We start from the raw sequence: 23,989 nt of genomic DNA, 5'->3' as shown, positions 1-23,989 counted from the left end.
CGACGGGGTTTGCGTTTCATACGCGGACCTCGCATTCGCCCTCTTTTTCATCCTTTCGCGCAGGTAAACAAGTTTGAGGACTTGCTTCAGAGGGAATCTCAATTACTGCATAAATATGATGAGCAGGCCGCTCATCCAGAAAGCTTCCAGCGGATTTCCAACTTATCGGGAATTGGTACACAGGTCAAATGGCAATCTTATTTATACAAAAATGTGCTAAAGAGAGTCTATGTTTTTGTATTTTAAGTGTATTTAACTATTTTTACATTGATTGAATGACCTGAGAGCGAGCAGCGGAGTGTGATCTGACTCACTATATGAAAGCGGTATTATCAATGTAGCGTGCTGAATAGCGGTTTTATAGCAGAACAATAATCTGGCAATGGATGCAAACCCGCATAAACCCACTGTTTTTCAGTGGTGGCGCTATAAATGAAAAAAACAATCAGAACATAAGGAAAAGTAATCACAGGCGGCGTGAATGAAATTGCAGTAATCGTGAGTATTTATTCATATGGATAAAGGCCGTCCAGGGCGATTGATCCAGGTCATCGCCGACAGAGGCTAAAAGTGGCAGGCTTGTCCCCTTTCTCCGGGACGGTCTATCAGATTATGCAGTTACAGAAATTAGTCAATATGTTTGGTGGGGATCTTTTGCAGCGGTACGGGCAAAAGGTTCATAAGCTGACGCTGCACGGCGGGTTTAGCTGCCCGAATCGCGATGGCACCATCGGGCGCGGCGGCTGCACCTTCTGTAACGTCGCGTCGTTTGCCGATGAGGCGCAGCAGCACCATTCTATCGCTGAGCAGCTTGCCCACCAGGCCAGCCTGGTGAACCGCGCGAAGCAATATCTGGCCTATTTCCAGGCCTACACCAGCACGTGGGCGGAGGTGCAGGTATTGCGTTCGATGTATCAGCAGGCCGTCAGCCAGGCCAATATCGTTGGGCTTTGCGTGGGCACACGCCCGGACTGCGTACCGGACGCGGTGCTGGACCTGCTCAGCGAGTACAAAGAACAAGGCTACGAGATCTGGCTGGAGCTGGGCTTGCAGACCGCGCACGACAAAACGCTGCACCGTATTAACCGTGGCCATGATTTCGCCTGCTACCAGCGCACCACGCGCCTGGCCCGCGAGCGCGGGCTGAAGGTCTGCTCGCATCTGATTGTTGGGTTACCCGGCGAGGGTCAACAGCATGGTCTTGAAACGCTGGAAAAGGTGGTTGAGACCGGCGTGGACGGCATTAAGCTGCATCCGCTGCATATTGTTACGGGAAGCATTATGGCGAAAGCCTGGGAAGCAGGGCGGCTAAGCGGTATTGAGCTCGACGACTATACGGTGACGGCAGGGGAGATGATTCGCTATACGCCGCCGGATATTGTCTACCATCGCATCTCGGCCAGCGCCCGCCGTCCAACGCTTCTGGCACCGCTATGGTGTGAGAACCGCTGGACGGGGATGGTGGAAATTGACCGCTATCTGCAGGAGAACGGCGTACAGGGTTCGGCGCTGGGCCGCCCCTGGATTCCGCGTCTAGCGGCGACGGCCGCCTAGCAAACTCCCCAGCATGCCGCGCACGATTTGATTGGTGACCTGTCGGGCTGCGCTTTTCGCCATGGTCTGCACCACGCCATCGCGCTTGCCGCCGCGCGGCCCGGTGCTGCCGAACAGAATGTCTTTGAGCCCACCGAGAATGCCGTCATCGACGGCGACAGATTGCCCTTTAGCGGCAGGCGCATCCTGCGATTCCGTTGTCGCCTGGACCCCTTTTTGCAGCATCTCGAACGCGGACTCGCGATCCACCTCGTCTTCGTATTTCCCGTAAACCGGAGAGTGGTTAATCAGGCCGTTGCGCTCATCGTCGGTCACCGGCCCCATACGCGAGCAAGGCGCGATCACCATGGCGCGTTCTACCACAGACGGGCTGCCCTTCGCATCCAGGAACGAGATCAGCGCTTCACCGGTGCCTAGCGCCTGAATCGCCGCTTCGGTATCAAAGGCAGGATTGGCGCGCATGGTTTGCGCGGCGGCTTTCACCGCTTTCTGATCTTTTGGCGTAAAGGCGCGCAGGGCATGCTGCACGCGGTTGCCGAGCTGCCCGAGCACGTTGTCGGGGATATCCGACGGGTTTTGCGAGACAAACCAGACGCCGACGCCTTTGGAGCGGATCAGGCGGATAACCTGTTCGATCTTATCCAGCAATACCTGCGGCGCGTCGTTAAACAGCAGATGCGCTTCGTCAAAGAAGAACACCAGCTTCGGTTTTTCCAGATCGCCCGCTTCCGGTAATTGTTCATAGAGCTCGGAGAGCATCCACAGCAGGCTGGCGGCGTAGAGTTTCGGCATCTGGTAGAGCTTCTCTGAGCTCAGGATGTTAATAATGCCTTTGCCGCTGCTGTCGGTGTGCATCCAGTCCTTGATATCCAGCATCGGCTCGCCGAAGAAGTGTTCGGCCCCCTGCTGCTCAAGCGTCAGTAGACCGCGCTGAATAGCGCCCACCGAGGCGCTGCTGATATTGCCGTACTGGTTCTGGAAGGATTTGGCGTTATCGCCGATGTATTGCGTAATGGCGCGTAGATCTTTGAAATCAAGCAGCAGCAGTCCCTGATCGTCGGCAATGCGGAAGATAATATTCAGCACGCCGGACTGCACGTCGTTGAGGTTAAGCAGACGGGCCAGCAGCAGCGGGCCAAGATCGGAGACGGTGGCGCGCACCGGGTGGCCTTTCTCACCAAAGATATCCCACACCACCACCGGGTTACCGTGCGGGGTCCAGTCCGTGATGCCAATATTTTTCAGCCGCTCGAGCAGTTTTTCAGATGCCGTCCCATCCTGAGCCACACCGGTTAAATCGCCTTTCACGTCAGCCATAAAGACCGGTACGCCAATCTCTGAAAGCGACTCCGCCAGCTTTTGCAGGGTGACGGTTTTCCCCGTCCCGGTCGCTCCGGTGATCAGACCGTGGCGGTTCGCCATCGCGGGCAGTAAATACAGCTCTTTTTCCAGCGTCCTGGCAATTAACAATGGTGTACTCATGATGCGCTTCCTCTCTTAGTCCTGGGTGGAGTATAGGCAACCTGGCCGCAATTTGGTTGAGTAAATTCCTGACTTTGCGGCGCATTATCCAGCGCGGACTATGCTTTTGCATACGGTTCACAAAATAGTGGGAAACTATGTCCAGATTCTTCTTTAACGATCGTAAACAGCTGGTCAACGATGCCATTGAAGGCATACTGCTTTCTGCGCCACACGCCAATCTCGTCAAGCTTGATATCGATCCGGCCATCAGGATCGTCGCACGCGGCGACTGGGACAAAAGCCGCGTGGCGGTGATCTCCGGCGGCGGCTCAGGCCACGAACCCGCGCACGCCGGGTTTGTCGGCAAAGGGATGCTGACGGCGGCAGTGTGTGGCGATCTTTTTGCTTCGCCGAGCGTGGATGCTGTGCTGAATGCCATTGTGGCGGTCACGGGCGACCGGGGCTGTCTGCTGATCGTAAAAAACTACACCGGCGATCGCCTGAACTTTGGTCTGGCGGCGGAAAAGGCTAAACGTTACGGTCTTAAGGTGGAGATGGTGATCGTGGCGGACGATATCGCGCTGCCGGATAACAAGCAGCCGCGCGGTATTGCCGGTACGGCGCTGGTGCACAAGATTGCGGGCTATGCGGCGGAGCAGGGGAAATCGCTGAGCGAGGTGCGGGATATTGCGCAACAGGCCTGCGATAACCTCTGGAGCCTGGGCGTGGCGATGCAAACGTGCAACCTGCCGGGCAGCGACGATGAAGAGGGGCGGATTAAACAAGGCCATGTCGAGCTGGGCCTGGGCATTCACGGCGAGCCCGGGGCTTCCGTGGTGGATACGCAAAACAGCAAAGCCATTATCGACACGCTGGTGACGCCGCTCAAAACGCAGGCGGGCGAAGGGCGCTTTGCCGTGCTGATTAACAACCTCGGCGGCGTCTCGGCGCTCGAAATGGCGTTGCTGACCAAAGAGCTGGCGCACTCGGCGCTGAAAGAGAACATCGCGTACCTGATTGGCCCTGCGCCGCTGGTCAGCGCGCTGGATATGAAAGGCTTTTCTCTGACGCTGCTGAAGCTCAATGATTTCTTCGAAAAGGCGATTCACGCTGATGTCGAGACGCTGGGCTGGCAGAAGCCCGTGGCGTTTGCGCCACTGCGTACCGTGGCGCATAGCGCCATTCATGACCGTGTGGAATATACACCGTCTGACAATCCGCAGGTGGGAGCGTGTGTCTCCGCAGTGTCGACAACGCTGATCCAGCTGGAAAACCGCCTGAACGCGCTGGATGCGAAAGTGGGTGATGGCGATACCGGCTCCACCTTTGCGCAAGGGGCGCGGGATATTGCGCAGCGACTGGAGGAGAACACGCTCCCGCTTAATGATGTGTCTAAGCTGCTGCTGCTGGTTGGCGAGCGGCTGGCGACGGTGATGGGCGGGTCGAGCGGGGTGCTGATGTCGATCTTCTTCACCGCGGCCGGGCAAAAGCTTCACGATGGTCAGACGCTCCCTGAGGCCTTGCTCAGCGGACTGGCGCAGATGAAGCAGTACGGCGGGGCAGATCTCGGCGATCGCACGCTGATCGACGCGCTGCAACCGGCGCTGGAGGCGTTGCTGAAGGGAGATATCGAGGCAGCGGCGAAGGCTGCACAGCATGGTGCCGAAGCAACGGCGAAAATGGCGAAAGCCGGCGCGGGACGCTCGTCGTATGTCAATAAAGAGAACCTGGATGGGGTAATGGATCCGGGAGCGGTCGCGATAGCGGAAGTATTTAACGTATTGGCGCAGCAGTGAAGGTAGGCCGGGTAAGGCGAAGCCGCCACCCGGCAAACTCACATCAGAAATCCGCTTTCAGCACCACGCGGTAGCGGGCTTTACCGTCGCGCACGTGCTGGATCGCTTCGTTGATTTTCGACATTAGATACAGTTCGGTGGTCGGTGCCACTTTGGTGCGTCCGGCGAATTTCATCAGTTTTCGCAGCTCGTACGGCGTACCGGTAGCAGAACCGGATATGCTGCGATCCCCACCGATCAGGGTAAACGCCGGAACCGGCAGCGGCTTCATCACCGCACCCACGGTGTGGAAGTTACCGCCGTAGGCCAGCGCTTCAAAGTACGGCTGCCAGTCGAGATCCACGTTAACGGTGTTGATGATCAGATCAAACTGGCCCGCCAGCGCGTTCAGCGCCTGCGGATCGCGGCTATTCACCACTTTATCCGCCCCCATCGCCAGCACTTCTTTCTCTTTCGCCGGGTTCGAGCTGAACGCCGTGACTTCGCAGCCCATCGCATGCAGCAGCTTGATGGCGATATGCCCCAGTCCGCCAATACCGATGACGCCCACGCGGCTGGTGGCGGTGATATGGTGCATCAGCAGGGGCTTGAAGACGGTGATACCGCCGCACAGCAGCGGACCGGCGGATTCGATATCAATGCTCTCCGGCAGCGGGATCACCCATTGCCAGTCGGCGCGCAGCTTATCGGCAAAACCGCCTTTGTTCAGGATGGTAGGAACGGCGCCTTCGAGGCAGTTGATCTGATTTCCGTTGATACAGGCGTCGCAGTGACCACAGCTGCGTGCCGTCCAGCCAATGCCCACGCGCTGGCCCACTTTCAGCCCTTTGTCCTGCGCGGCGCTACCGAGCGCCACGACGCGGCCAATGACTTCGTGTCCGGCAACCAGCGGATAGCTGGAGAAGCCCCATTCGTTGTCGATCATCGAGAGATCCGAGTGGCAGATCCCGCAGTAATCAACCTGTACTTCGACGTCTTCTGCTTTTAGTTCGCCCGCATCGTACTCGTACAGCTCAAGTTCTGCACCCGCCTGCGGTGCGGCGTAGCTTTTTATCTTCGACATTGTGTTTCCCCCGTTGTGGTGTGAACTGAGAGTGTAGAGCATTCAGTTTACAGCCGCTTAACAGAAGAGGGCAGGAACGAAAGTTACAGACTTTTCAGCATCCTGACTTCGCAGTCAACGTGACCGGTACAGCCCAGCGGTGCATCGATATGCTCAAAGCCCAGATGTTCATACAGGCCGATGGCCTCTTTGAGGAAAGCGGTTGTTTCAAGGTAGCAGCGGGTAAAACCCTGCTTGCGCGCGTGGTCCAGAGCAATCAGCGCCAGCTTTTTCGCCAGTCCTTGCCCGCGCGCCGTTGGCAGAAAATACATTTTCTGCAGCTCGCAGATATCCGGCTCGCTGCAGCTGAGGGGCGCCACGCCGCCGCCTCCGACAACCTGGCCGTTCTGCTCGATTACCCAGTAGGCGTGCCCTGGCTGGCTGTAGAGCTGGTAAAGCGCGTCCAGGTTCGGGTCGGCAACCGTGTAGCCTTTGTCGGCCGTCAGGCCATATTCGGCAGAAACGGTGCGGATAACGGCGGCGATAGCCGGGTTATCCTGCTCAGCGATCCGGCGCATCGTCGTCGCGACGGGGGTAATCACGCTCATAGCATTACTCATTACAAAAATTGACACATAACTGCTGTTAATAGCACCGCAGAAAGGGGAGTGCAAGCGAGGAGTTTTCAGGAAGGATACCCCTTACGCTCTGAAGCGTAAGGGGTAAAAGCATTACAGGGCAGCGATAACCGCCTGCTGCTCAATCAGCTTGGTCTTCGCATCGGCGAAGGCAACCAGACGCTCACGCTCTTTCGCGATGACCGCTTCCGGCGCGCGGGCGACAAAGCCTTCGTTCGCCAGCTTGCTTTCGATTTTGCCAATTTCCACGTCGACTTTCGCCACTTCTTTCGCCAGACGAGCCAGCTCGGCGTCTTTGTCGATCAGACCCGCCATCGGGATCAGCAGCTCGGCGCCGTCGATGATTTTGGTCACGGAAACCGGACCTTTGTCATCCGCAGGCAGCACGGTGATGCTTTCCAGACGCGCCATGGTTTTCAGGAAGGTGTTGTTCTCTGTGACGCGACGAACGGCAGCTTCGCTGCAGCCACGAAGCAGCAGCTCCAGCGGTTTGCCAGGGGCAATGTTCATTTCAGCGCGGATGTTACGTACTGCAACGATCGCCTGCTTCAGCCACTCGGTATCCGCTGATGCCGCTTCATCCACTTTCGCCGCATCGAATTCCGGGAACGGCTGCAGCATGATGGTATCTGCGTTGATGCCAGCAATCACCTTCACGCGCTGCCAGATGGTCTCGGTGATGAATGGAATAACCGGGTGCGCCAGGCGCAGCAGGCCTTCCAGAACGGTAATCAGCGTGTTGCGCGTGCCGCGCAGTTCCGCTTCAGTGCCGCCGTTCATGACCGGCTTCGCCAGCTCCAGATACCAGTCGCAGAACTGGTTCCAGGTGAATTCATACAGGATGCCCGCCGCGATGTCGAAGCGGTAGCTGTCCAGCGCCTCACGGAACGCTTTCACCGTCTGGTTGAATTCCGCCAGGATCCAGCGGTCTGCCAGAGACAGCGTCATTTCGCCGCCGTTGAAGCCACAATCCTGATCTTCGGTGTTCATCAGCACGAAGCGGCTGGCGTTCCACAGCTTGTTACAGAAGTTACGGTAACCTTCCAGACGCTTCATGTCCCAGTTGATGTCACGGCCGGTAGAGGCCAGTGCCGCCAGGGTGAAGCGCAGGGCGTCGGTACCGTGAGCCTCAATCCCGTTCGGGAACTGCTTCTCGGTGCGCTTGCGGATTTTCTCCGCCAGCTGCGGCTGCATCATGTTGCCGGTACGTTTTTCCAGCAGCTCTTCCAGAGAGATACCGTCAACCATGTCCAGCGGGTCAATAACGTTCCCCTTGGACTTGGACATCTTCTGGCCTTCGTCGTCGCGGATCAGACCGGTCATATAGACGGTATGGAACGGAACCTGCGGCTTGCCGTCTTCGTCTTTGATGAAGTGCATGGTCATCATGATCATGCGGGCAATCCAGAAGAAGATGATGTCGAAACCGGACACCATCACGCTGGTTGGATGGAACTGACGCAGCGCGTCGGTGTTTTCTGGCCAGCCAAGGGTGGAGAAAGTCCACAGCGCGGAGGAGAACCAGGTGTCCAGCACGTCTTCGTCCTGACGCAGCGCAACGTCTGCGCTCAGATTGTTTTCCTGACGCACTTCGTCTTCGCTACGGCCAACGTAGACGTTGCCTTCATTGTCGTACCATGCCGGGATACGGTGACCCCACCACAGCTGACGAGAGATACACCAGTCCTGAATATCGCGCATCCAGGAGAAGTACATGTTTTCATACTGCTTCGGCACGAACTGAATGCTGCCGTTCTCAACCGCTTCAACAGCCGGTTTCGCCAGCACGTCGGCACGCACGTACCACTGGTCGGTCAGCATTGGCTCGATTACCACGCCACCACGGTCGCCGTACGGCACGGTCAGGTCGTGAGGCTTGATCTCTTCCAGCAGGCCCAGTGCGTCAACGGCAGCCACGATCGCTTTACGCGCGGCAAAACGTTCCAGCTTCTGGAACTCCGCCGGGATGTCGCTGGAATAAACGTCGGATTCGTTGCCTTTGGTGTCGTACACTTCTGCGCTTTCGCGGATATCGCCGTCGAAGGTCAGAATGTTGATCATCGGCAGGGCGTGACGACGACCCACTTCATAGTCATTGAAGTCGTGCGCCGGGGTAATTTTCACGCAGCCGGTGCCTTTTTCCATGTCGGCGTGTTCGTCGCCCACAATCGGAATACGGCGGTTTACCAGCGGCAGCACCACGAATTTGCCGATCAAATCTTTATAACGCGGATCTTCCGGGTTAACGGCCACGCCGGTATCGCCCAGCAGGGTTTCCGGACGGGTGGTCGCGACCACCAGGTAATCTTTGCCGTCGGCGGTTTTTGCACCGTCGGCCAGCGGATAGCGGATGTGCCACATGGAGCCTTTAGACTCGCGGTTTTCCACTTCCAGGTCAGAGATGGCGGTGCGCAGTTTCGGATCCCAGTTTACCAGGCGTTTGCCGCGGTAAATCAGGTCTTCTTTATACAGGCGAACGAAGACTTCTTTAACGGCATTGGACAGGCCTTCATCCATGGTGAAGCGCTCGCGCTCCCAGTCCACGGAGTTGCCGAGACGACGCATCTGACGGGTAATGGTGCCGCCAGATTCCGCTTTCCACTGCCAGATTTTGTCGATAAAAGCGTCGCGACCGTAGTCGTGGCGGGTTTTTCCTTCTTCAGCGGCAATTTTACGCTCAACCACCATCTGGGTCGCGATACCCGCGTGGTCAGTCCCCGCCTGCCACAGGGTGTTTTTGCCCTGCATGCGCTGGTAACGGATCATGGTGTCCATGATGGTCTGCTGGAAAGCATGACCCATATGCAAACTGCCGGTGACGTTCGGCGGCGGGATCATGATGCAGAAGGACTCTTTGCTTTCGTCGCCGTTAGGCTTGAAATAGCCCTGCTGTTCCCAGTGCTCGTAAAGCGGCTGTTCGATATCGCGTGGGTTATATGTCTTTTCCATTATTTCCAGGTTGCCGTATTCAGGTTAAAACCAGCCAGGCGGTACGCTTTGTAGCGTTCGCGCGCCAGTTGTTTCAAAGATTCTTCGTAAGGGACAAAGTCTACCACTTCTGTGAAAGCGGTGGCAAAATCTGCAAAATCTATCCGCAGGCTAATCAGAATGTCGCGCGCGCTGCTGTTGCGCTTTTGCGGCCAGGCAATTTCAACCGGTGCCCCGCCGCGCGGACCTTCGCCTGACAGGTTATGCGGAACAAAACTCTCCGGCGGGCGGGCCCACAGCGCTTCATCGAGACGAATCGCCTGCTGCTCATCTTCACAGGCTATCAACACGCGTTTGCCTGCGCGCCAACGTTCTGCGGCAATTTCACACACCAGCTGTTCGACGGCGCTGAGGCCATCCTGATGGGTGTCGTTGTCCAGAAGGTAGAACGTTGCATTCTTCATATATGGGGCTTCTTGTGCTCACTTTAAATGCTTAAGCCGGGCGGCGGCTTCGCCTTACCCGGCCTACGGTTTACTGCCGTTTTGACTTACTCGTCGCCGTTAAAACCCGCACGATTGAGCAGGAACTGCGACAACAGCGCTACCGGGCGACCGGTTGCGCCTTTGGCCTTGCCGGAGCGCCACGCGGTGCCCGCGATATCCAGGTGCGCCCAGTTGTACTTGCGGGTGAAGCGCGCCAGGAAGCAGCCCGCGGTGATCGCCCCGCCAGGACGTCCGCCAATGTTCGCCATGTCCGCAAAGTTAGACTCAAGCTGATCCTGATATTCGTCACCCAGCGGCAGACGCCATGCGCGGTCCCCGGCCTGCTCTGACGCACCAATCAGCTCGTGCGCCAGCGGATTGTGGTTCGACATCAGGCCGGTAATGTGATGGCCCAGCGCAATCACACAGGCTCCGGTGAGCGTGGCGACGTCAATCACCGCTTCCGGCTCGAAGCGCTCAACGTAGGTCAACACGTCACAGAGTACCAGACGGCCTTCGGCGTCGGTATTCAGCACTTCAACGGTCTGGCCGGACATGGTGGTCAGAACGTCCCCCGGACGATAGGCGCGGCCGCCAGGCATATTTTCGCAGCCCGCCAGAACGCCGATCACGTTGATAGGCAACTGAAGTTCCGCAACCATCCGCATCACGCCGTAAACCGCCGCCGCACCGCACATGTCGTACTTCATCTCATCCATGCCTTCGGCAGGCTTGATGGAGATACCGCCGGAGTCGAAGGTCAGGCCTTTACCGACGAGCACAATCGGGCGTGCGTCTTCGGACGGGTTGCCTTTGTACTCAATGACCGACATCAGGGATTCGTTTTGCGAGCCGTTACCGACCGCCAGATAAGAGTGCATCCCCAGCTCTTTCATCTGCTGTTCGCCGATGACGCGGGTAATGACGTTTTTGCTGTAGGCGTCGGCCAGCTGACGCGCCTGAGAAGCCAGGTAAGCCGCGTTACAGATGTTCGGCGGCATGTTGCCGAGATCTTTAGCCGCTTTAATGCCGGCTGCAATGGCCAGACCGTGTTGAATGGCGCGTTCACCGCTGGTCAGTTCACGACGGGTTGGCACGTTAAAGACCATTTTACGCAGCGGACGACGCGGCTCGCTTTTATTGGTTTTCAGCTGATCGAAGCTGTACAGGCTCTCTTTTGCCGTTTCAACCGCCTGACGCACTTTCCAGTAGGTGTTACGCCCTTTGACGTGCAGCTCGGTCAGGAAGCAGACGGCTTCCATTGAGCCAGTATCATTCAGCGTATTGATTGTTTTCTGAATCACCTGCTTATACTGACGTTCATCCAGCTCGCGTTCTTTGCCGCAGCCAATCAGCAGAATACGCTCTGACAGTACGTTCGGAACATGGTGCAGTAACAGCGTCTGCCCAGGTTTGCCTTCCAGTTCGCCACGGCGCAGCAGGGCGCTAATATAGCCGTCACTGATTTTATCGAGTTGCTCGGCGATCGGGGAGAGTCGGCGTGGTTCAAAGACGCCCACAACGATGCAGGCACTCCGCTGTTTCTCCGGGCTACCGCTTTTTACACTGAACTCCATGCACTACGCTCCTGAATCTTAAAGACAACGGCGGCAGCTACGGATAGAATTGAAACCTTTCGTAACTCATGTCCGCTGTTGTGGTGACTTCGTGTTAATCTTACGTTACTACGGTTTCGACACGTCAGAAACAATCCTGAAGCGTGAATCCGCCGGATGTTTTAATCTTAGCGATGATTTCGACGACTCAAGAGAATAAATGACGTTTAAGCCATGAAACAAGCGATTTTCCAGCAAAGAGACGGGTTTTTACGGGCGTATTTAAAGTGATAATCATAAGATATCTGGTGCGGGAGACGCTCAAAAGCCAACTGGCGATCCTTTTCATCCTGCTGCTGATTTTTTTCTGTCAGAAGCTGGTTAAGATCCTCGGTGCGGCCGTTGACGGCGAAATTCCAACAAATCTGGTACTTTCCCTGCTTGGCTTAGGGATCCCGGAAATGGCGCAGCTTATCCTGCCGCTAAGTCTTTTCCTTGGCCTGCTCATGACGCTTGGGAAACTCTACACCGAGAGTGAAATCACGGTGATGCACGCCTGCGGCCTGAGCAAAGCGGTCCTGGTGAAAGCCGCCATGATACTGGCGCTGTTCACGGGTATCGTTGCGGCGGTGAATGTGATGTGGGCGGGCCCCATGTCTTCCCGCCATCAGGACGAAGTGCTGGCCGAAGCGAAAGCCAACCCCGGCATGGCGGCGTTAGCCCAGGGGCAGTTCCAGCAGGCAACCGACGGAAACTCCGTGCTGTTTATTGAGAGCGTTGACGGCAGTAAATTCAACGACGTCTTCCTTGCGCAGCTGCGTCCCAAAGGAAACGCGCGTCCTTCAGTGGTGGTTGCAGATTCCGGTCAGCTTGCTCAGCGCAAAGATGGTTCACAGGTCGTGACGCTGAACAAGGGTACCCGTTTTGAAGGCACCGCGATGCTGCGCGACTTCCGTATTACCGATTTCCAGAACTATCAGGCCATTATCGGCCATCAGACCGTGGCGCTCGATCCAACGGATACCGAGCAAATGGACATGCGTACCCTCTGGAATACCGATACTGACCGGGCGCGCGCTGAGTTCCACTGGCGTATCACGCTCGTCTTCACCGTGTTTATGATGGCGCTGATTGTCGTTCCGCTGAGCGTGGTGAACCCGCGTCAGGGACGCGTGCTCTCTATGCTGCCGGCGATGCTGCTTTACCTGATCTATTTCCTGCTGCAAACCTCGATTCGTTCCAACGGCGCGAAGGGTAAGCTGGACCCTATGGTCTGGACATGGTTCGTCAACAGCCTGTACATCTTACTGGCGCTGGGGTTAAACCTGTGGGATACGGTGCCTGTGCGCCGTATACGTGCCCGATTCTCGCGTAAAGGAGCCATCTAATGCAGGCGTTTGGCGTTCTTGATCGCTATATCGGTAAAACCATTTTTACCACCATCATGATGACGTTGTTCATGCTGGTGTCGCTCTCCGGCATTATCAAATTTGTCGATCAGCTGAAAAAAGCCGGGCAGGGGAGCTATGACGCGCTGGGCGCGGGGATGTATACCCTGCTCAGCGTGCCGAAAGATGTACAGATCTTCTTCCCGATGGCGGCCCTGCTGGGGGCGCTGCTGGGGCTGGGAATGCTGGCGCAGCGCAGCGAGCTGGTCGTTATGCAGGCCTCGGGTTTTACCCGTATGCAGGTTGCGCTGTCGGTGATGAAAACCGCAATCCCACTGGTGCTGTTGACCATGGCGATTGGCGAATGGGTTGCGCCTCAGGGTGAACAGATGGCGCGTAACTACCGTGCTCAGGCCATGTACGGTGGTTCACTGCTCTCGACTCAGCAAGGTTTATGGGCTAAAGACGGTAAAAACTTCGTCTACATCGAACGGGTGAAGGGGAATGATGAACTGGGCGGGGTGAGCATCTACGCTTTCGATGACCAGCGCCGTCTGCAGTCCGTTCGCCACGCCTCTTCGGCGAAATTTGACGCCGAACATAAGCAGTGGCGGTTGTCCCAGGTTGATGAATCCGACCTGACCGATCCGAAACAGATTACGGGTTCTCAGACGGTAACCGGCACGTGGAAGACCAACCTGACGCCTGACAAGCTCGGTGTTGTTGCCTTGGATCCTGACGCGCTCTCCATCAGCGGTCTGCACAACTATGTGAAATATCTGAAGTCGAGCGGGCAGGATGCGGGACGTTATCAGCTCAACATGTGGAGCAAAATCTTCCAGCCAATGTCCGTGGCGGTAATGATGCTGATGGCGCTGTCGTTTATCTTCGGTCCGTTGCGCAGCGTGCCGATGGGGGTTCGCGTCGTGACCGGCATCAGCTTCGGCTTTGTGTTCTACGTGCTCGATCAGATCTTCGGTCCGCTGACGCTGGTTTATGGCATTCCGCCGATAATTGGTGCGCTGCTGCCAAGCGCCAGCTTCCTCCTGATCAGCCTCTGGCTGATGTTGAAACGCTCCTGAATGACCTCTCCTCGCTTCCGGTTACCCGGGAGCGAGGCTAATCACCTGTTTCACCCCGCACTTTTTCTCATAACCTTCAACGCCTCGCCCTGAATTTGAGTATTATTGAGCGATAACGTCGTGAAGGGATCCTCTATGAAGCAAATTCGAATGCTCGCCCAGTATTACGTCGACCTGATGATGAAGCTTGGGCTGGTGCGTTTCTCCATGCTGCTTGCGCTGGCGCTGGTCGTTCTGGCCATTGTCGTGCAAATGGCCGTTACTATGGTTCTGCATGGTCAGGTCGAGAGTATCGACGTCATCCGCTCCATCTTCTTTGGCTTGCTCATTACCCCCTGGGCGGTCTATTTCCTTTCCGTAGTGGTTGAACAGCTGGAAGAGTCCCGTCAGCGTTTGTCTAAGCTGGTCGATAAACTGGAAGAGATGCGTGAGCGCGACCTGAAGCTCAACGTCCAGCTCAAAGACAACATTGCGCAGCTGAATCAGGAGATCTCCGATCGTGAGAAGGCGGAAGCCGAACGTCAGGCCACGCTGGAGCAGCTGAAAATCGAAATGAAAGAGCGCGAGGTCACGCAGATCCAGCTTGAGCAGCAATCCTCTTTCCTGCGGTCGTTCCTCGATGCGTCGCCGGACCTGGTGTTTTACCGCAATGAAGATAAAGAGTTTTCCGGCTGTAACCGGGCGATGGAGTTACTCACCGGGAAAAGCGAGAAGCAGCTGATTCACCTGAAGCCGCAGGACGTTTACTCTGAAGAGGCGGCGGCCAAGGTCATGGAGACCGACGAAAAAGTCTTCCGTCATAACGTCTCGCTAACCTATGAACAGTGGCTGGATTACCCGGACGGACGCAAAGCCTGTTTTGAGATCCGTAAGGTGCCCTACTATGACCGCGTGGGGAAACGCCACGGCCTGATGGGCTTTGGCCGCGATATCACCGAGCGTAAGCGCTATCAGGATGCCCTGGAGCGCGCCAGTCGCGACAAGACCACCTTTATCTCCACCATCAGCCACGAGCTGCGCACGCCGCTTAACGGCATTGTCGGGCTGAGCCGTATTCTGCTGGATACCGACCTGACCGCAGAGCAGGAAAAATACCTCAAGACTATTCATGTCTCAGCGGTCACGCTGGGTAATATCTTCAACGATATTATTGATATGGATAAGATGGAGCGCCGTAAAATTCAGCTTGATAATCAGCCTGTTGATTTCACCAGCTTCCTTGCCGATCTCGAAAACCTGTCTGGCCTGCAGGCGCAGCAGAAGGGACTGAGTTTTGTCATGGAGCCAACCCTGCCGCTGCCGCATAAAGTGGTGACTGACGGCACGCGTCTGCGCCAGATCCTGTGGAACCTTATCAGCAACGCGGTGAAATTTACCCAGAAGGGGCAGGTGGCGGTGCGCATACGCTATGACGAAGGAGATATGCTGCACTTCGAGGTGGAGGATTCCGGGATTGGTATTCCGCAGGAGGAGCAGGACAAAATCTATGCCATGTACTACCAGGTGAAGGACAGCAACGGCGGAAAACCGGCGACCGGAACAGGCATTGGCCTGGCGGTCTCTAAACGTCTGGCGAAGAGCATGGGCGGCGATATCACCGTTGCCAGCCAGCCGGGCAAAGGGTCAACCTTCACGCTGACGGTCCATGCGCCGGCGGTGGCGGAAGAGGTAGAAGATACCTTCGAAAATGACGATATGCCGCTGCCTGCCCTGCACGTTCTGCTGGTGGAGGATATTGAGCTGAACGTGATTGTGGCTCGCTCGGTGCTGGAAAAACTGGGCAACAGCGTGGATGTCGCGATGACCGGTAAGGCCGCACTGGAGATGTTTGAACCGGGCGAATACGACCTTGTGCTGCTTGATATCCAGCTGCCGGATATGACCGGGCTGGATATCTCGCGTGAGCTGACGCGTCAGTACGCGGCCGACGAACTGCCGCCGCTGGTGGCGCTGACGGCGAACGTGCTAAAAGATAAAAAAGAGTATCTCGATGCCGGTATGGACGATGTACTCAGCAAGCCGCTGGCGGTGCCTGCTCTGACCGCCATGATTAAGAAGTTCTGGGATACCCGTGATGAAGAGGAGAGCACCATGACGTCTGTTGATAGCGCAAAAGCCCAAACGATACTCGATACCGCGATGCTGGAGCAGTATATCGATCTGGTAGGCCCGAAACTTATTACCGATGGTCTGGCGGTCTTCGAAAAAATGATGCCGGGCTATCTGAGCGTTCTGGAATCAAACCTGACGGCCCGGGACCAGAAAGGCATCGTCGAAGAAGGACATAAAATCAAAGGTGCCGCCGGCTCGGTCGGTTTGCGCCATCTTCAGCAGCTGGGTCAACAGATTCAGTCGCCTGATTTACCTGCATGGGAAGATAACGTGGGTGATTGGGTTGAAGAGATGAAACAAGAGTGGCAAAACGATGTTGCGGTGCTTAAAGCCTGGGTCGACGCCAGAAAAAAATGACCCCGGCTTAACCGGGGTGCGCGAATACTGCGCCAACACCAGGGAAATCGTGGCTGCGCCTGTTTTTTTAAAGTTATTTTCGAAAGGGCGCTGCCTGAAAAATTTAGGCCGCACGCAGATAAGATAGCAAATCTTAAATGATTTGTTACATGAATCAGTGAAATGTGTGAAGCATAGCGTTTTAATCAAAATTATTAATGTGCTTCAGCAAGTTGCAGAAAAGGATTGTCATGATGAAAAAGATTGGTGTCGTGCTGAGCGGATGCGGTGTTTACGATGGTTCTGAGATACATGAAGCCGTAATCACGCTGCTGGCCCTGGCTAAGCAGGGAGCGGAGGTTATTTGTTTTGCGCCAGACAAAAATCAGTCGGATGTGATTAACCATCTGACCGGTGAACCAATGGCGGAAACCCGTAACGTGCTGATTGAAGCCGCACGTATTGCGCGAGGTGATATCCATCCTCTTATTCAGGCAGACGCCGCAGAGCTTGATGCGCTCATTGTGCCGGGAGGATTTGGCGCGGCCAAAAATCTCAGTACCTTTGCCGAGCAGGGCGCGGAGTGTCAGATCGATCCTCATCTCAAAGCGCTGTCGCAGGCCATGCATGCGGCAGGGAAACCGCTGGGCTTTATCTGTATCGCACCGGCGATGTTGCCCAGGATTTTTGATTTCCCGCTGCGCCTGACCATCGGGACGGATATTGATACCGCGGAAATCGTCGAGGAAATGGGGGGAGAGCACGTTCCTTGCCCGGTGGATGACATTGTGGTTGATGAAGATAACAAAATAGTCACCACGCCTGCGTATATGCTGGCGCAGAATATTGCAGAAGCGGCTATGGGGATCGAAAAGCTGGTCGCCCGAGTGCTGGTGCTGGCTGAATGAGTCGTCAATCTGGTGCTGGCGCGTGGGTAAAACGTATCCTGTTGCGCATCGTTCTGGTGCTGGCGGTGTTTTGGGGCGGTGGACTCGCCCTGTTCAGCATTATGCCGGTCCCGTTCTCTGCCGTGATGGTTGAGCGTCAGCTCGGCGCGTGGCTCAGCGGTGATTTCGGCTATGTTGCCCATTCTGACTGGGTGAGCATGGACGAGATCTCACCGCTCATGGGGCTCGCGGTCATCGCAGCGGAGGATCAGAAATTCCCGGAGCACTGGGGATTCGACGTTGCGGCCATTGAGAAGGCGCTGGCCCATAATGAAAGCCATGAAAACCGCGTGCGCGGTGCGTCAACCTTGTCGCAGCAGACGGCCAAAAATCTGTTTCTGTGGGACGGCCGCAGCTGGGTGCGAAAGGGGCTGGAAGCGGGGTTGACCCTGGGGATGGAAACGGTCTGGAGCAAAAAACGCATTCTGACCGTGTATCTCAACGTTGCCGAGTTTGGTGACGGGGTATTTGGTGTTGAAGCTGCATCTCAACGCTATTTTAATAAACCCGCCAGCAAGCTGAGCATGTCGGAGGCGGCGCTGCTTGCAGCTGTTCTGCCTAATCCCATCCGTTTTAAAGCCAGTGCCCCGTCAGGGTACGTGCGTAGCCGTCAGGCGTGGATCATGCGCCAGATGCGTCAGTTGGGAGGGGAAGGGTTTATGGAGAGTAATAAATTAATGTAGGGCGGGTAAGCGCAGCGCTACCCGCCTGAATAGCAGACCTTAATCTTCGTCAAACCCTGCATTAAACAGCGCAATCACCGCCGCCAACGCTTCCTCTTCCTGAGGTCCGGTGGCTTCGACTTCAATCTGGCGCCCTTTAGCGGAATCCAGCATCAGCAGCGCGATCACGCTGTTCGCTTCCGCTTCGGTGCCTTCGTCATTTCGCAGCAGAACCTCTGCATCGAAACCCTGCATCAGCTCAAACAGCTTCATCGCCGGGCGTGCATGCATGCCCAGCTTATTGGTGATCTCAACGGTCTGTTTTACGGTCATGTTTTACGTTTTTCCAGCGTGCGATGACGGGACTGAACGTTCTTACCGCGCGAGCGGAAATAGTCGGCCAGCTGTTCGGCGATATAAACCGAACGATGTTTACCACCGGTACAGCCAATCGCTACCGTCAGGTAGCTACGATTGTTTGTCTCCAGCATAGGTAACCATAGCTCAAGGTAGCTTCGCGTCTGGTAGATAAAATTGTGTACTTCTGTGTGCCTGTCGAGGAAGGCCGCGACGGGTTTGTCCAGGCCGGTCATGGGACGCAGCTTCGGATCCCAGTGCGGGTTCGGCAGGAAGCGCACGTCGAAAACATAATCCGCATCAATCGGGATACCGTGCTTGAAGCCAAAGGATTCGAACACCATCGTCAGTTCACGCTCGCGTTTACCCAATAACCGGGTGCGCAGCATTTCTGCCAGCTCGTGAACGGACATCTCAGAGGTGTCGACAATCAGGTCGGCACGAGAACGCAGCGGCTCCAGCAGGTCGCTCTCTTCATCGATAGCACTCTCCAGAGAGAGGTTCTTACTGGAAAGCGGGTGCAAGCGACGGGTATCGCTGTAGCGACGGATTAGCGTATTGCGGTCTGCATCAAGGAACAGCAGCTGAGGCGAGAACGTGTCAGGCAGGTTGCTCATTGCCTGTTCGAAGATCTCTGGCGATTCAGGCATGTTACGGACGTCGATACTGACGGCTGCAGAGGTTTGTCTCTCCGCAAGCGTGCGCGCCAGATCGGGCAACAACACGACCGGCAGGTTATCAACGCAGTAAAAACCCATGTCTTCCAGCGCCCGCAGAGCAACGGATTTCCCCGACCCTGAACGGCCACTGACAATCATCAGCACCATGTTCCGTTTCTCCTCAGGACAACAGATGTGAAGGCCATCTCCTGGTTATGCATCATCCTGATTGCCTTCTGCTTCAGTGATAATTTGGTAGAGCTCTTCATCACTTTGGGCCGAGCGCAGTCGACGGCAAATAGTTTTATCGGCCAGACGTTTTGCGACCAGCGACAGCGTATGCAGGTGGGTTTTCGTCTGATCGGCAGGCACCAGCAGCGCGAAAAGGAGATCGACGGGCTGGTTATCAATGGCATCAAAGGCGATGGGTGTTTCAAGCTGCACAAACACACCAACGGCACGCAGGGTATCCTCTTCCAGTTTGCCGTGCGGGATCGCGATGCCGTTGCCGATACCGGTACTGCCCATTTTTTCACGGGTCAGAATCGCTTCGAACACCACCTGCGGCGGCAGGCCCAGCTGTTTAGCAGCCAGTTCACTGATGATCTCCAGCGCACGTTTTTTGCTCTGGCAGTGAACCGCACTGCGGGTACATTCCTGGTTAAGGACATTGCTCAGTTGAAGAGCGGAATCGTTGTTCATCATAATTTCACCTAAGCGCTAACTGTACAAATGGCCTGTTGTGTTTCACAACAGGCCGTCCTGCACCCGTTAACTGCCCGGACAATTAGTGTTGTTTCAGTTTATCTTTATGTTTATTGAGCTGTCGCGCAAGCTTATCAATCAAGCCGTCGATAGCAGCGTACATGTCTTGCCCTTCCGCACTGGCATGCAGTTCACCCCCGTTAACATGCAGGGTGGCATCCGAGATATGAGTCACTTTCTCCACTTTCAACACAATATAGACCTGATTGATCCTTTCGAAATACTGCTCGAGTTTTGCAAACTTCGCGTTCACGAATTCGCGTAAAGCCTCAGTAATTTCGACGTTTTGTCCAGTGATGTTGAGCTGCATAGTGTCTTCCTTATCGGTTGTGTCAGACCAGCTGTTTACGCTGGTTGGACGGCGGAATGGATAAAGACTCTCGATACTTCGCAACAGTACGACGTGCCACCATAATACCCTGATCGGACAGCATGGTGGTTAACTTACTGTCGCTTAGCGGCTTCGCGGGGTTCTCCGCGGCGATCAACTTCTTCACCAGGGCACGAATGGCCGTTGACGACGCTTCTCCGCCGCCCTCGGTATTCACATGGCTGGAGAAGAAATACTTAAGCTCAAAAATACCGCGTGGACTGTGCAGATACTTCTGCGTGGTGACACGGGAAATGGTTGATTCATGCATCTCGACGGCCTGGGCGATATCCGCCAGCACCATCGGTTTCATATACTCTTCGCCCTGCTCAAAGAAAGCCTGCTGCTGTTCGACAATACAGCGGCTGACGCGCAGCAGCGTATCATTTCGGCTCTCAAGACTTTTGATCAGCCATCGCGCTTCCTGAAGATTGCTACGAATATATTGATTGTCGGAGTCGTTACGCACGCTGGTGCACATAGAGGCATACTGCTGGTTGATTTGCAGGCGAGGGATGCTGTCTGAATTCAGCTCAACGACCCAGCGGCCATTGTGTTTTCTGACCAGCACGTCCGGAATAACGTACTCAGGCTCGCTGGTCTGGATTGACTGTCCCGGGCGTGGATCGAGTGACTGGATCAGATTCACCGCTTCTTTCAGCACATCTTCTTTCAGGCGCGTGACGCGCATCAGGGTGCGGAAATCGTGGTTCGCCAGCAGATCCAGGTGATCGCTGATGATCACGCGCGCCTCGTCGAGCCATGGCGTCTCTTTGCGGAACTGAGAAAGCTGGATTAGCAGGCAGTCGCGCAGATCTTTTGCGGCTACGCCTACCGGATCGAAACGCTGGATGCGCTTCAGAACGGCTTCAACTTCCTCAAGCTCTATCTCTTCGTCGCCCATGCTTTCCAGAATATCGTCAAGCGTGACGGTCAAATAGCCGGTGTCGTCAACGGCATCGACAATTGAGGTGGCAATCGCGCGGTCGGTATCGGAGAAGGGAGTGAGTTCCACCTGCCACATCAGGTAATCCTGCAGCGACTGGGTTGTTTCTCCCTGATAGACCGGTAGCTCATCATCCTGGTAGTCCGCACGCGTACCGGAAGGCGTTCCGGCGGTGTAGATTTCATCCCAGCTGGCATCCAGCGGAAGCTCGTCGGGCATCTCTTTTTGTTCGAGTGCGTCGGCGGTATCAAGCGCTTCAGTGTCCTGTGACTGCTGAGTATCTACCTCGTCATGAAGATCGGTTTGTTCCAGCAGGGGGTTGCTGTCCAGCGCCTGCTGGAGCTCCTGCTGAAGTTCTAACGTGGACAGTTGCAACAGGCGAATTGCCTGCTGTAGCTGCGGCGTCATCGCCAGTTGTTGGCTGAGCCTTAATTGCAAACCTTGCTTCATGTTCAGAGCATTTTTCTCCGGTTCGGCGTTACGTTACCTCTACCCTATCAGAGTCTGAAGTCTTCCCCAAGATAGACGCGCTTAACATGATCGTCTTCGAGGATCTGCTGTGGCGTACCGTGGGCGATCAGATTGCCCTGGCTCACAATATACGCGCGTTCACATACGGCCAGCGTTTCACGGACGTTGTGGTCGGTGATCAGTACGCCAAGCCCGCTGTCGCGCAGGTGTTCAATGATACGTTTAATGTCGATAACCGAGATCGGGTCAACACCCGCAAACGGTTCATCCAGAAGGATAAATTTAGGGTTTGCGGCCAGCGCACGCGCGATCTCAACGCGACGGCGTTCGCCCCCGGAGAGTGCCTGACCGAGGCTGTCGCGCAGATGCTCAATGTGGAACTCTTCCATCAGCTCGTTGGCACGATCCTGACGCTGTTCGCTGGTCAGATCGTTACGAATTTGCAGGACCGCCATCAGGTTGTCGTAAACGCTAAGACGACGGAAAATGGAGGCTTCCTGCGGCAGATAGCCGATCCCGCGACGCGCGCGCGCGTGAAGCGGCAGAAGACTGATGTCTTCATCGTCAATGATTATGTTGCCGGCATCGCGCGGCACAATGCCAACGACCATGTAGAAGGTTGTCGTTTTACCCGCACCGTTAGGGCCAAGCAGCCCCACGATTTCGCCAGAGTTGACGGTCAAACTGACATCTTCTACGACACGGCGGCCCTTATAGGCCTTCGCGAGGTTTTTTGCAGTTAATGTTGCCATAACGGATTAGTTACTCTTCTTCTGTGCCGGGGCCTGGCCCTTGCCTTTGTCCTGCAGCTGCGACGGAACCAGTACGGTCGTGACGCGTTTACCTTTCTCGCTGGAGGCCTGCATTTTTTGCTCTTTCACCAGATAGGTGATTTGGTCGCCGGTAATGTTGCTGTCCAGCTGTTCCAGATACGCGTTTCCGGTCAGGATTACCAGGTCCTTCGCCAGCTCGTAGTGCATATGCGAGGCGCGGCCTTTTACCGGCTTGCCATTGTCCTGCATCTGGTAAAAGGTTGCCGGGTTGCCATAACCATCAATGATCTCTTTGCCCTGCTCGCCACCCGGACGGGTAACGACCACTTTGTCAGCGTTAATTTTGATGGTGCCCTGGGTCATGACGACGTTACCCGTGAAGGTGACGACGTTACCCTGCATATCGAGAGACTGGGTGTCGGACTCGATATGAATCGGCTGGTCGGTATCGCCCGTTACAGCAAGCGCGGGGAGACTGGTCGCCAGCATCGCGCTGGCGATAATTACTTTAAGGCTGAGTTTGTTTGTTTTGAATTTCATAGGAGGTTCTAACCTTTTCAATCAGCTCGGCGTTCTTGCTGCGTAAGTTCCCGCGCATTCTCAAACCGCTGGAATTAAATGTTGTGCCATACAGTGTGACCAGATCCTGCGACGTCACGTCCTGGGTTACCAGGTTGATCTGGGCATTATCCGTCGTAATTTTTCGCAGTTGCGAGTCAGCGGTCAGGGCGTTGACTTCAACGTGGCCGTACAGATAAAGCATACGGTCATTTGTCAGTTTGGCCCGATCTGACTTAATTGACCACGTCGGCACTTTGTCTTTATCGAATGTGGTCATCACCGGTTGGGTAAACCACGAAATACCGTCATCTGAAAAATATTCAACATGCTGGGCAATCAGGCGATAGTTCAGCGCGCCTTCCGGGCTGTAGACCACGGTTTCGCTGTGATCGCTTTTATAGGTTGGATCGCTATTGTTAACCACTTCCGTTTGCGTATCGTCGCGATCGGCAAGGTTCACGCCAATCAATACCAGTGCGACTAGCGAAAGCAAAATGATAATCCAGCGTCTGGTTTTACTCATATCGATTGCCCTTTGGCCTCATCAAGCTTGCCCTGCGCCAGCAGGAGCAGATCGCAGACTTCACGGACGGCACCACGGCCCCCGTTGATGTGGGTAACGTAGTCAGCGCGCGGGATCAGCAGCGGATGCGCATCGGCAACAGCGATGCTCAGCCCGACCTCAGCCATCACGGGCCAGTCAATCAGATCGTCCCCAACGTAGGCCACGTTTTCCGGTGCGATAGCCAGTTTACCCAGTAAATCCTTAAACGCCGCCATCTTATCGGACTGCCCCTGATACAGATGGGTAATTCCTAAGGTTTCACAGCGGTCTTCTACCAGTTTAGCTTTTCGCCCGGTGATGATAGCCACCTCCATACCCGAGGTGAGCGCACAGCGGATACCATAGCCGTCGCGGACGTTAAATGCTTTCAGCTCTTCACCATTATTGCCCATGTAAATCAGGCCATCGGAGAGTACGCCATCCACATCCAGGATGAGCAGACGAATGTTTTTCGCCTTTGCCATCATCTGGGTACTGACCGGGCCATAACAGGTTGCAAGGGATGCACCCGCATTACTCATTGTCTTATCCT

At 55.6% G+C, this 23,989-nt stretch carries 22 protein-coding genes; 7 read left to right on the top strand and 15 right to left on the bottom strand.

What is annotated here, in order from left to right; all coding sequences use genetic code 11:
• Positions 1-612 precede the first annotated feature (612 nt).
• A complete protein-coding gene (locus UR504_RS10170) occupies positions 613-1,554 on the top strand; it encodes a TIGR01212 family radical SAM protein (RefSeq protein ID WP_302237000.1) in 942 nt (313 codons plus the stop codon).
• On the opposite strand, the gene UR504_RS10165 is transcribed toward UR504_RS10170, so the two are convergent.
• A complete protein-coding gene (locus UR504_RS10165) occupies positions 1,534-3,036 on the bottom strand; it encodes a helicase HerA-like C-terminal domain-containing protein (protein ID WP_302236934.1) in 1,503 nt (500 codons plus the stop codon). The two genes, UR504_RS10170 and UR504_RS10165, sit on opposite strands and share 21 nt — an antisense overlap.
• Before the next feature lie 137 nt (positions 3,037-3,173).
• On the opposite strand from UR504_RS10165, the gene UR504_RS10160 reads away from it, so the two are divergent.
• On the top strand, positions 3,174-4,814 hold the full coding sequence (locus UR504_RS10160) for a dihydroxyacetone kinase subunit DhaK (RefSeq protein ID WP_302236931.1): 1,641 nt from the start codon (positions 3,174-3,176) through the stop codon (positions 4,812-4,814).
• A 43-nt stretch (positions 4,815-4,857) separates the two neighbouring features.
• On the opposite strand, the gene ahr is transcribed toward UR504_RS10160, so the two are convergent.
• From ahr to pepA, 5 genes are all read right to left on the bottom strand, one after another.
• Entirely contained in the window at positions 4,858-5,877 is a 1,020-nt protein-coding gene (gene ahr, locus UR504_RS10155; RefSeq protein WP_302236928.1) for an NADPH-dependent aldehyde reductase Ahr, read from the bottom strand.
• Positions 5,878-5,960: 83 nt separating this feature from the next.
• Positions 5,961-6,464 carry a GNAT family N-acetyltransferase gene (locus tag UR504_RS10150; RefSeq protein WP_045403561.1) on the bottom strand — a complete coding sequence of 168 codons (504 nt, stop codon included), beginning with the start codon at positions 6,462-6,464 and terminating at the stop codon, positions 5,961-5,963.
• 123 nt (positions 6,465-6,587) lie between these two features.
• A complete protein-coding gene (locus UR504_RS10145) occupies positions 6,588-9,443 on the bottom strand; it encodes a valine--tRNA ligase (protein ID WP_047173358.1) in 2,856 nt (951 codons plus the stop codon).
• Positions 9,443-9,886, bottom strand: a complete 444-nt coding sequence (gene holC, locus UR504_RS10140; RefSeq protein WP_008502815.1) for a DNA polymerase III subunit chi — start codon at positions 9,884-9,886, stop codon at positions 9,443-9,445. The genes UR504_RS10145 and holC overlap by 1 nt, the downstream gene beginning before the upstream one ends.
• An 86-nt stretch (positions 9,887-9,972) precedes the next feature.
• Positions 9,973-11,484, bottom strand: a complete 1,512-nt coding sequence (gene pepA, locus UR504_RS10135; protein WP_023309366.1) for a leucyl aminopeptidase — start codon at positions 11,482-11,484, stop codon at positions 9,973-9,975.
• A gap of 266 nt (positions 11,485-11,750) precedes the next feature.
• Between pepA and lptF the strand changes: the two genes are divergently transcribed.
• The 5 genes from lptF to mtgA all read left to right on the top strand — a co-directional run bounded on the left by lptF (position 11,751) and on the right by mtgA (position 18,011).
• Positions 11,751-12,851, top strand: coding sequence for an LPS export ABC transporter permease LptF (gene lptF / locus UR504_RS10130; protein WP_047650945.1), 1,101 nt, complete (start codon positions 11,751-11,753; stop codon positions 12,849-12,851).
• Complete coding sequence (lptG, locus tag UR504_RS10125; protein WP_115876359.1) at positions 12,851-13,933, top strand: LPS export ABC transporter permease LptG; 1,083 nt, start codon at positions 12,851-12,853, stop codon at positions 13,931-13,933. The genes lptF and lptG overlap by 1 nt, the downstream gene beginning before the upstream one ends.
• Before the next feature lie 135 nt (positions 13,934-14,068).
• Positions 14,069-16,402 carry an aerobic respiration two-component sensor histidine kinase ArcB gene (gene arcB / locus UR504_RS10120; protein ID WP_302236917.1) on the top strand — a complete coding sequence of 778 codons (2,334 nt, stop codon included), beginning with the start codon at positions 14,069-14,071 and terminating at the stop codon, positions 16,400-16,402.
• A 233-nt stretch (positions 16,403-16,635) separates the two neighbouring features.
• Complete coding sequence (gene elbB / locus UR504_RS10115) at positions 16,636-17,289, top strand: isoprenoid biosynthesis glyoxalase ElbB (RefSeq protein WP_136195211.1); 654 nt, start codon at positions 16,636-16,638, stop codon at positions 17,287-17,289.
• Complete coding sequence (gene mtgA / locus UR504_RS10110) at positions 17,286-18,011, top strand: monofunctional biosynthetic peptidoglycan transglycosylase (protein WP_302236914.1); 726 nt, start codon at positions 17,286-17,288, stop codon at positions 18,009-18,011. Before elbB ends, mtgA begins: the two co-directional genes overlap by 4 nt.
• Positions 18,012-18,050: 39 nt before the next feature.
• On the opposite strand, the gene npr is transcribed toward mtgA, so the two are convergent.
• The 9 genes from npr to kdsC all read right to left on the bottom strand — a co-directional run bounded on the left by npr (position 18,051) and on the right by kdsC (position 23,978).
• Positions 18,051-18,323: a PTS phosphocarrier protein NPr gene (gene npr / locus UR504_RS10105; protein WP_003861872.1), complete on the bottom strand. Its 273-nt coding sequence runs from the start codon at positions 18,321-18,323 to the stop codon at positions 18,051-18,053.
• On the bottom strand, positions 18,320-19,174 hold the full coding sequence (gene rapZ, locus UR504_RS10100; RefSeq protein WP_008501442.1) for an RNase adapter RapZ: 855 nt from the start codon (positions 19,172-19,174) through the stop codon (positions 18,320-18,322). The genes npr and rapZ overlap by 4 nt, the downstream gene beginning before the upstream one ends.
• Before the next feature lie 45 nt (positions 19,175-19,219).
• A complete protein-coding gene (gene ptsN, locus UR504_RS10095) occupies positions 19,220-19,711 on the bottom strand; it encodes a PTS IIA-like nitrogen regulatory protein PtsN (RefSeq protein ID WP_008501443.1) in 492 nt (163 codons plus the stop codon).
• An 82-nt stretch (positions 19,712-19,793) separates the two neighbouring features.
• Positions 19,794-20,081 carry a ribosome hibernation promoting factor gene (gene hpf, locus UR504_RS10090; RefSeq protein ID WP_111964975.1) on the bottom strand — a complete coding sequence of 96 codons (288 nt, stop codon included), beginning with the start codon at positions 20,079-20,081 and terminating at the stop codon, positions 19,794-19,796.
• 22 nt (positions 20,082-20,103) lie between these two features.
• Complete coding sequence (rpoN, locus tag UR504_RS10085) at positions 20,104-21,537, bottom strand: RNA polymerase factor sigma-54 (protein WP_302236908.1); 1,434 nt, start codon at positions 21,535-21,537, stop codon at positions 20,104-20,106.
• 47 nt (positions 21,538-21,584) lie between these two features.
• On the bottom strand, positions 21,585-22,310 hold the full coding sequence (gene lptB / locus UR504_RS10080) for an LPS export ABC transporter ATP-binding protein (protein ID WP_023309359.1): 726 nt from the start codon (positions 22,308-22,310) through the stop codon (positions 21,585-21,587).
• A 6-nt stretch (positions 22,311-22,316) separates the two neighbouring features.
• Positions 22,317-22,871: a lipopolysaccharide ABC transporter substrate-binding protein LptA gene (gene lptA, locus UR504_RS10075; protein WP_033146750.1), complete on the bottom strand. Its 555-nt coding sequence runs from the start codon at positions 22,869-22,871 to the stop codon at positions 22,317-22,319.
• Entirely contained in the window at positions 22,840-23,415 is a 576-nt protein-coding gene (gene lptC, locus UR504_RS10070) for an LPS export ABC transporter periplasmic protein LptC (RefSeq protein WP_115876356.1), read from the bottom strand. The genes lptA and lptC overlap by 32 nt, the downstream gene beginning before the upstream one ends.
• Entirely contained in the window at positions 23,412-23,978 is a 567-nt protein-coding gene (gene kdsC, locus UR504_RS10065) for a 3-deoxy-manno-octulosonate-8-phosphatase KdsC (protein ID WP_274243315.1), read from the bottom strand. Before kdsC ends, lptC begins: the two co-directional genes overlap by 4 nt.
• Positions 23,979-23,989 lie beyond the last annotated feature (11 nt).

Source organism: Enterobacter sp. 241F3 (assembly GCF_034106785.1).
In the GTDB taxonomy this organism is placed as follows: Bacteria; Pseudomonadota; Gammaproteobacteria; order Enterobacterales; family Enterobacteriaceae; genus Enterobacter; species Enterobacter vonholyi.
The sequence above is the reverse complement of the archived record's forward strand: the minus strand, read 5'-3'. Positions and strand labels throughout refer to the sequence as shown.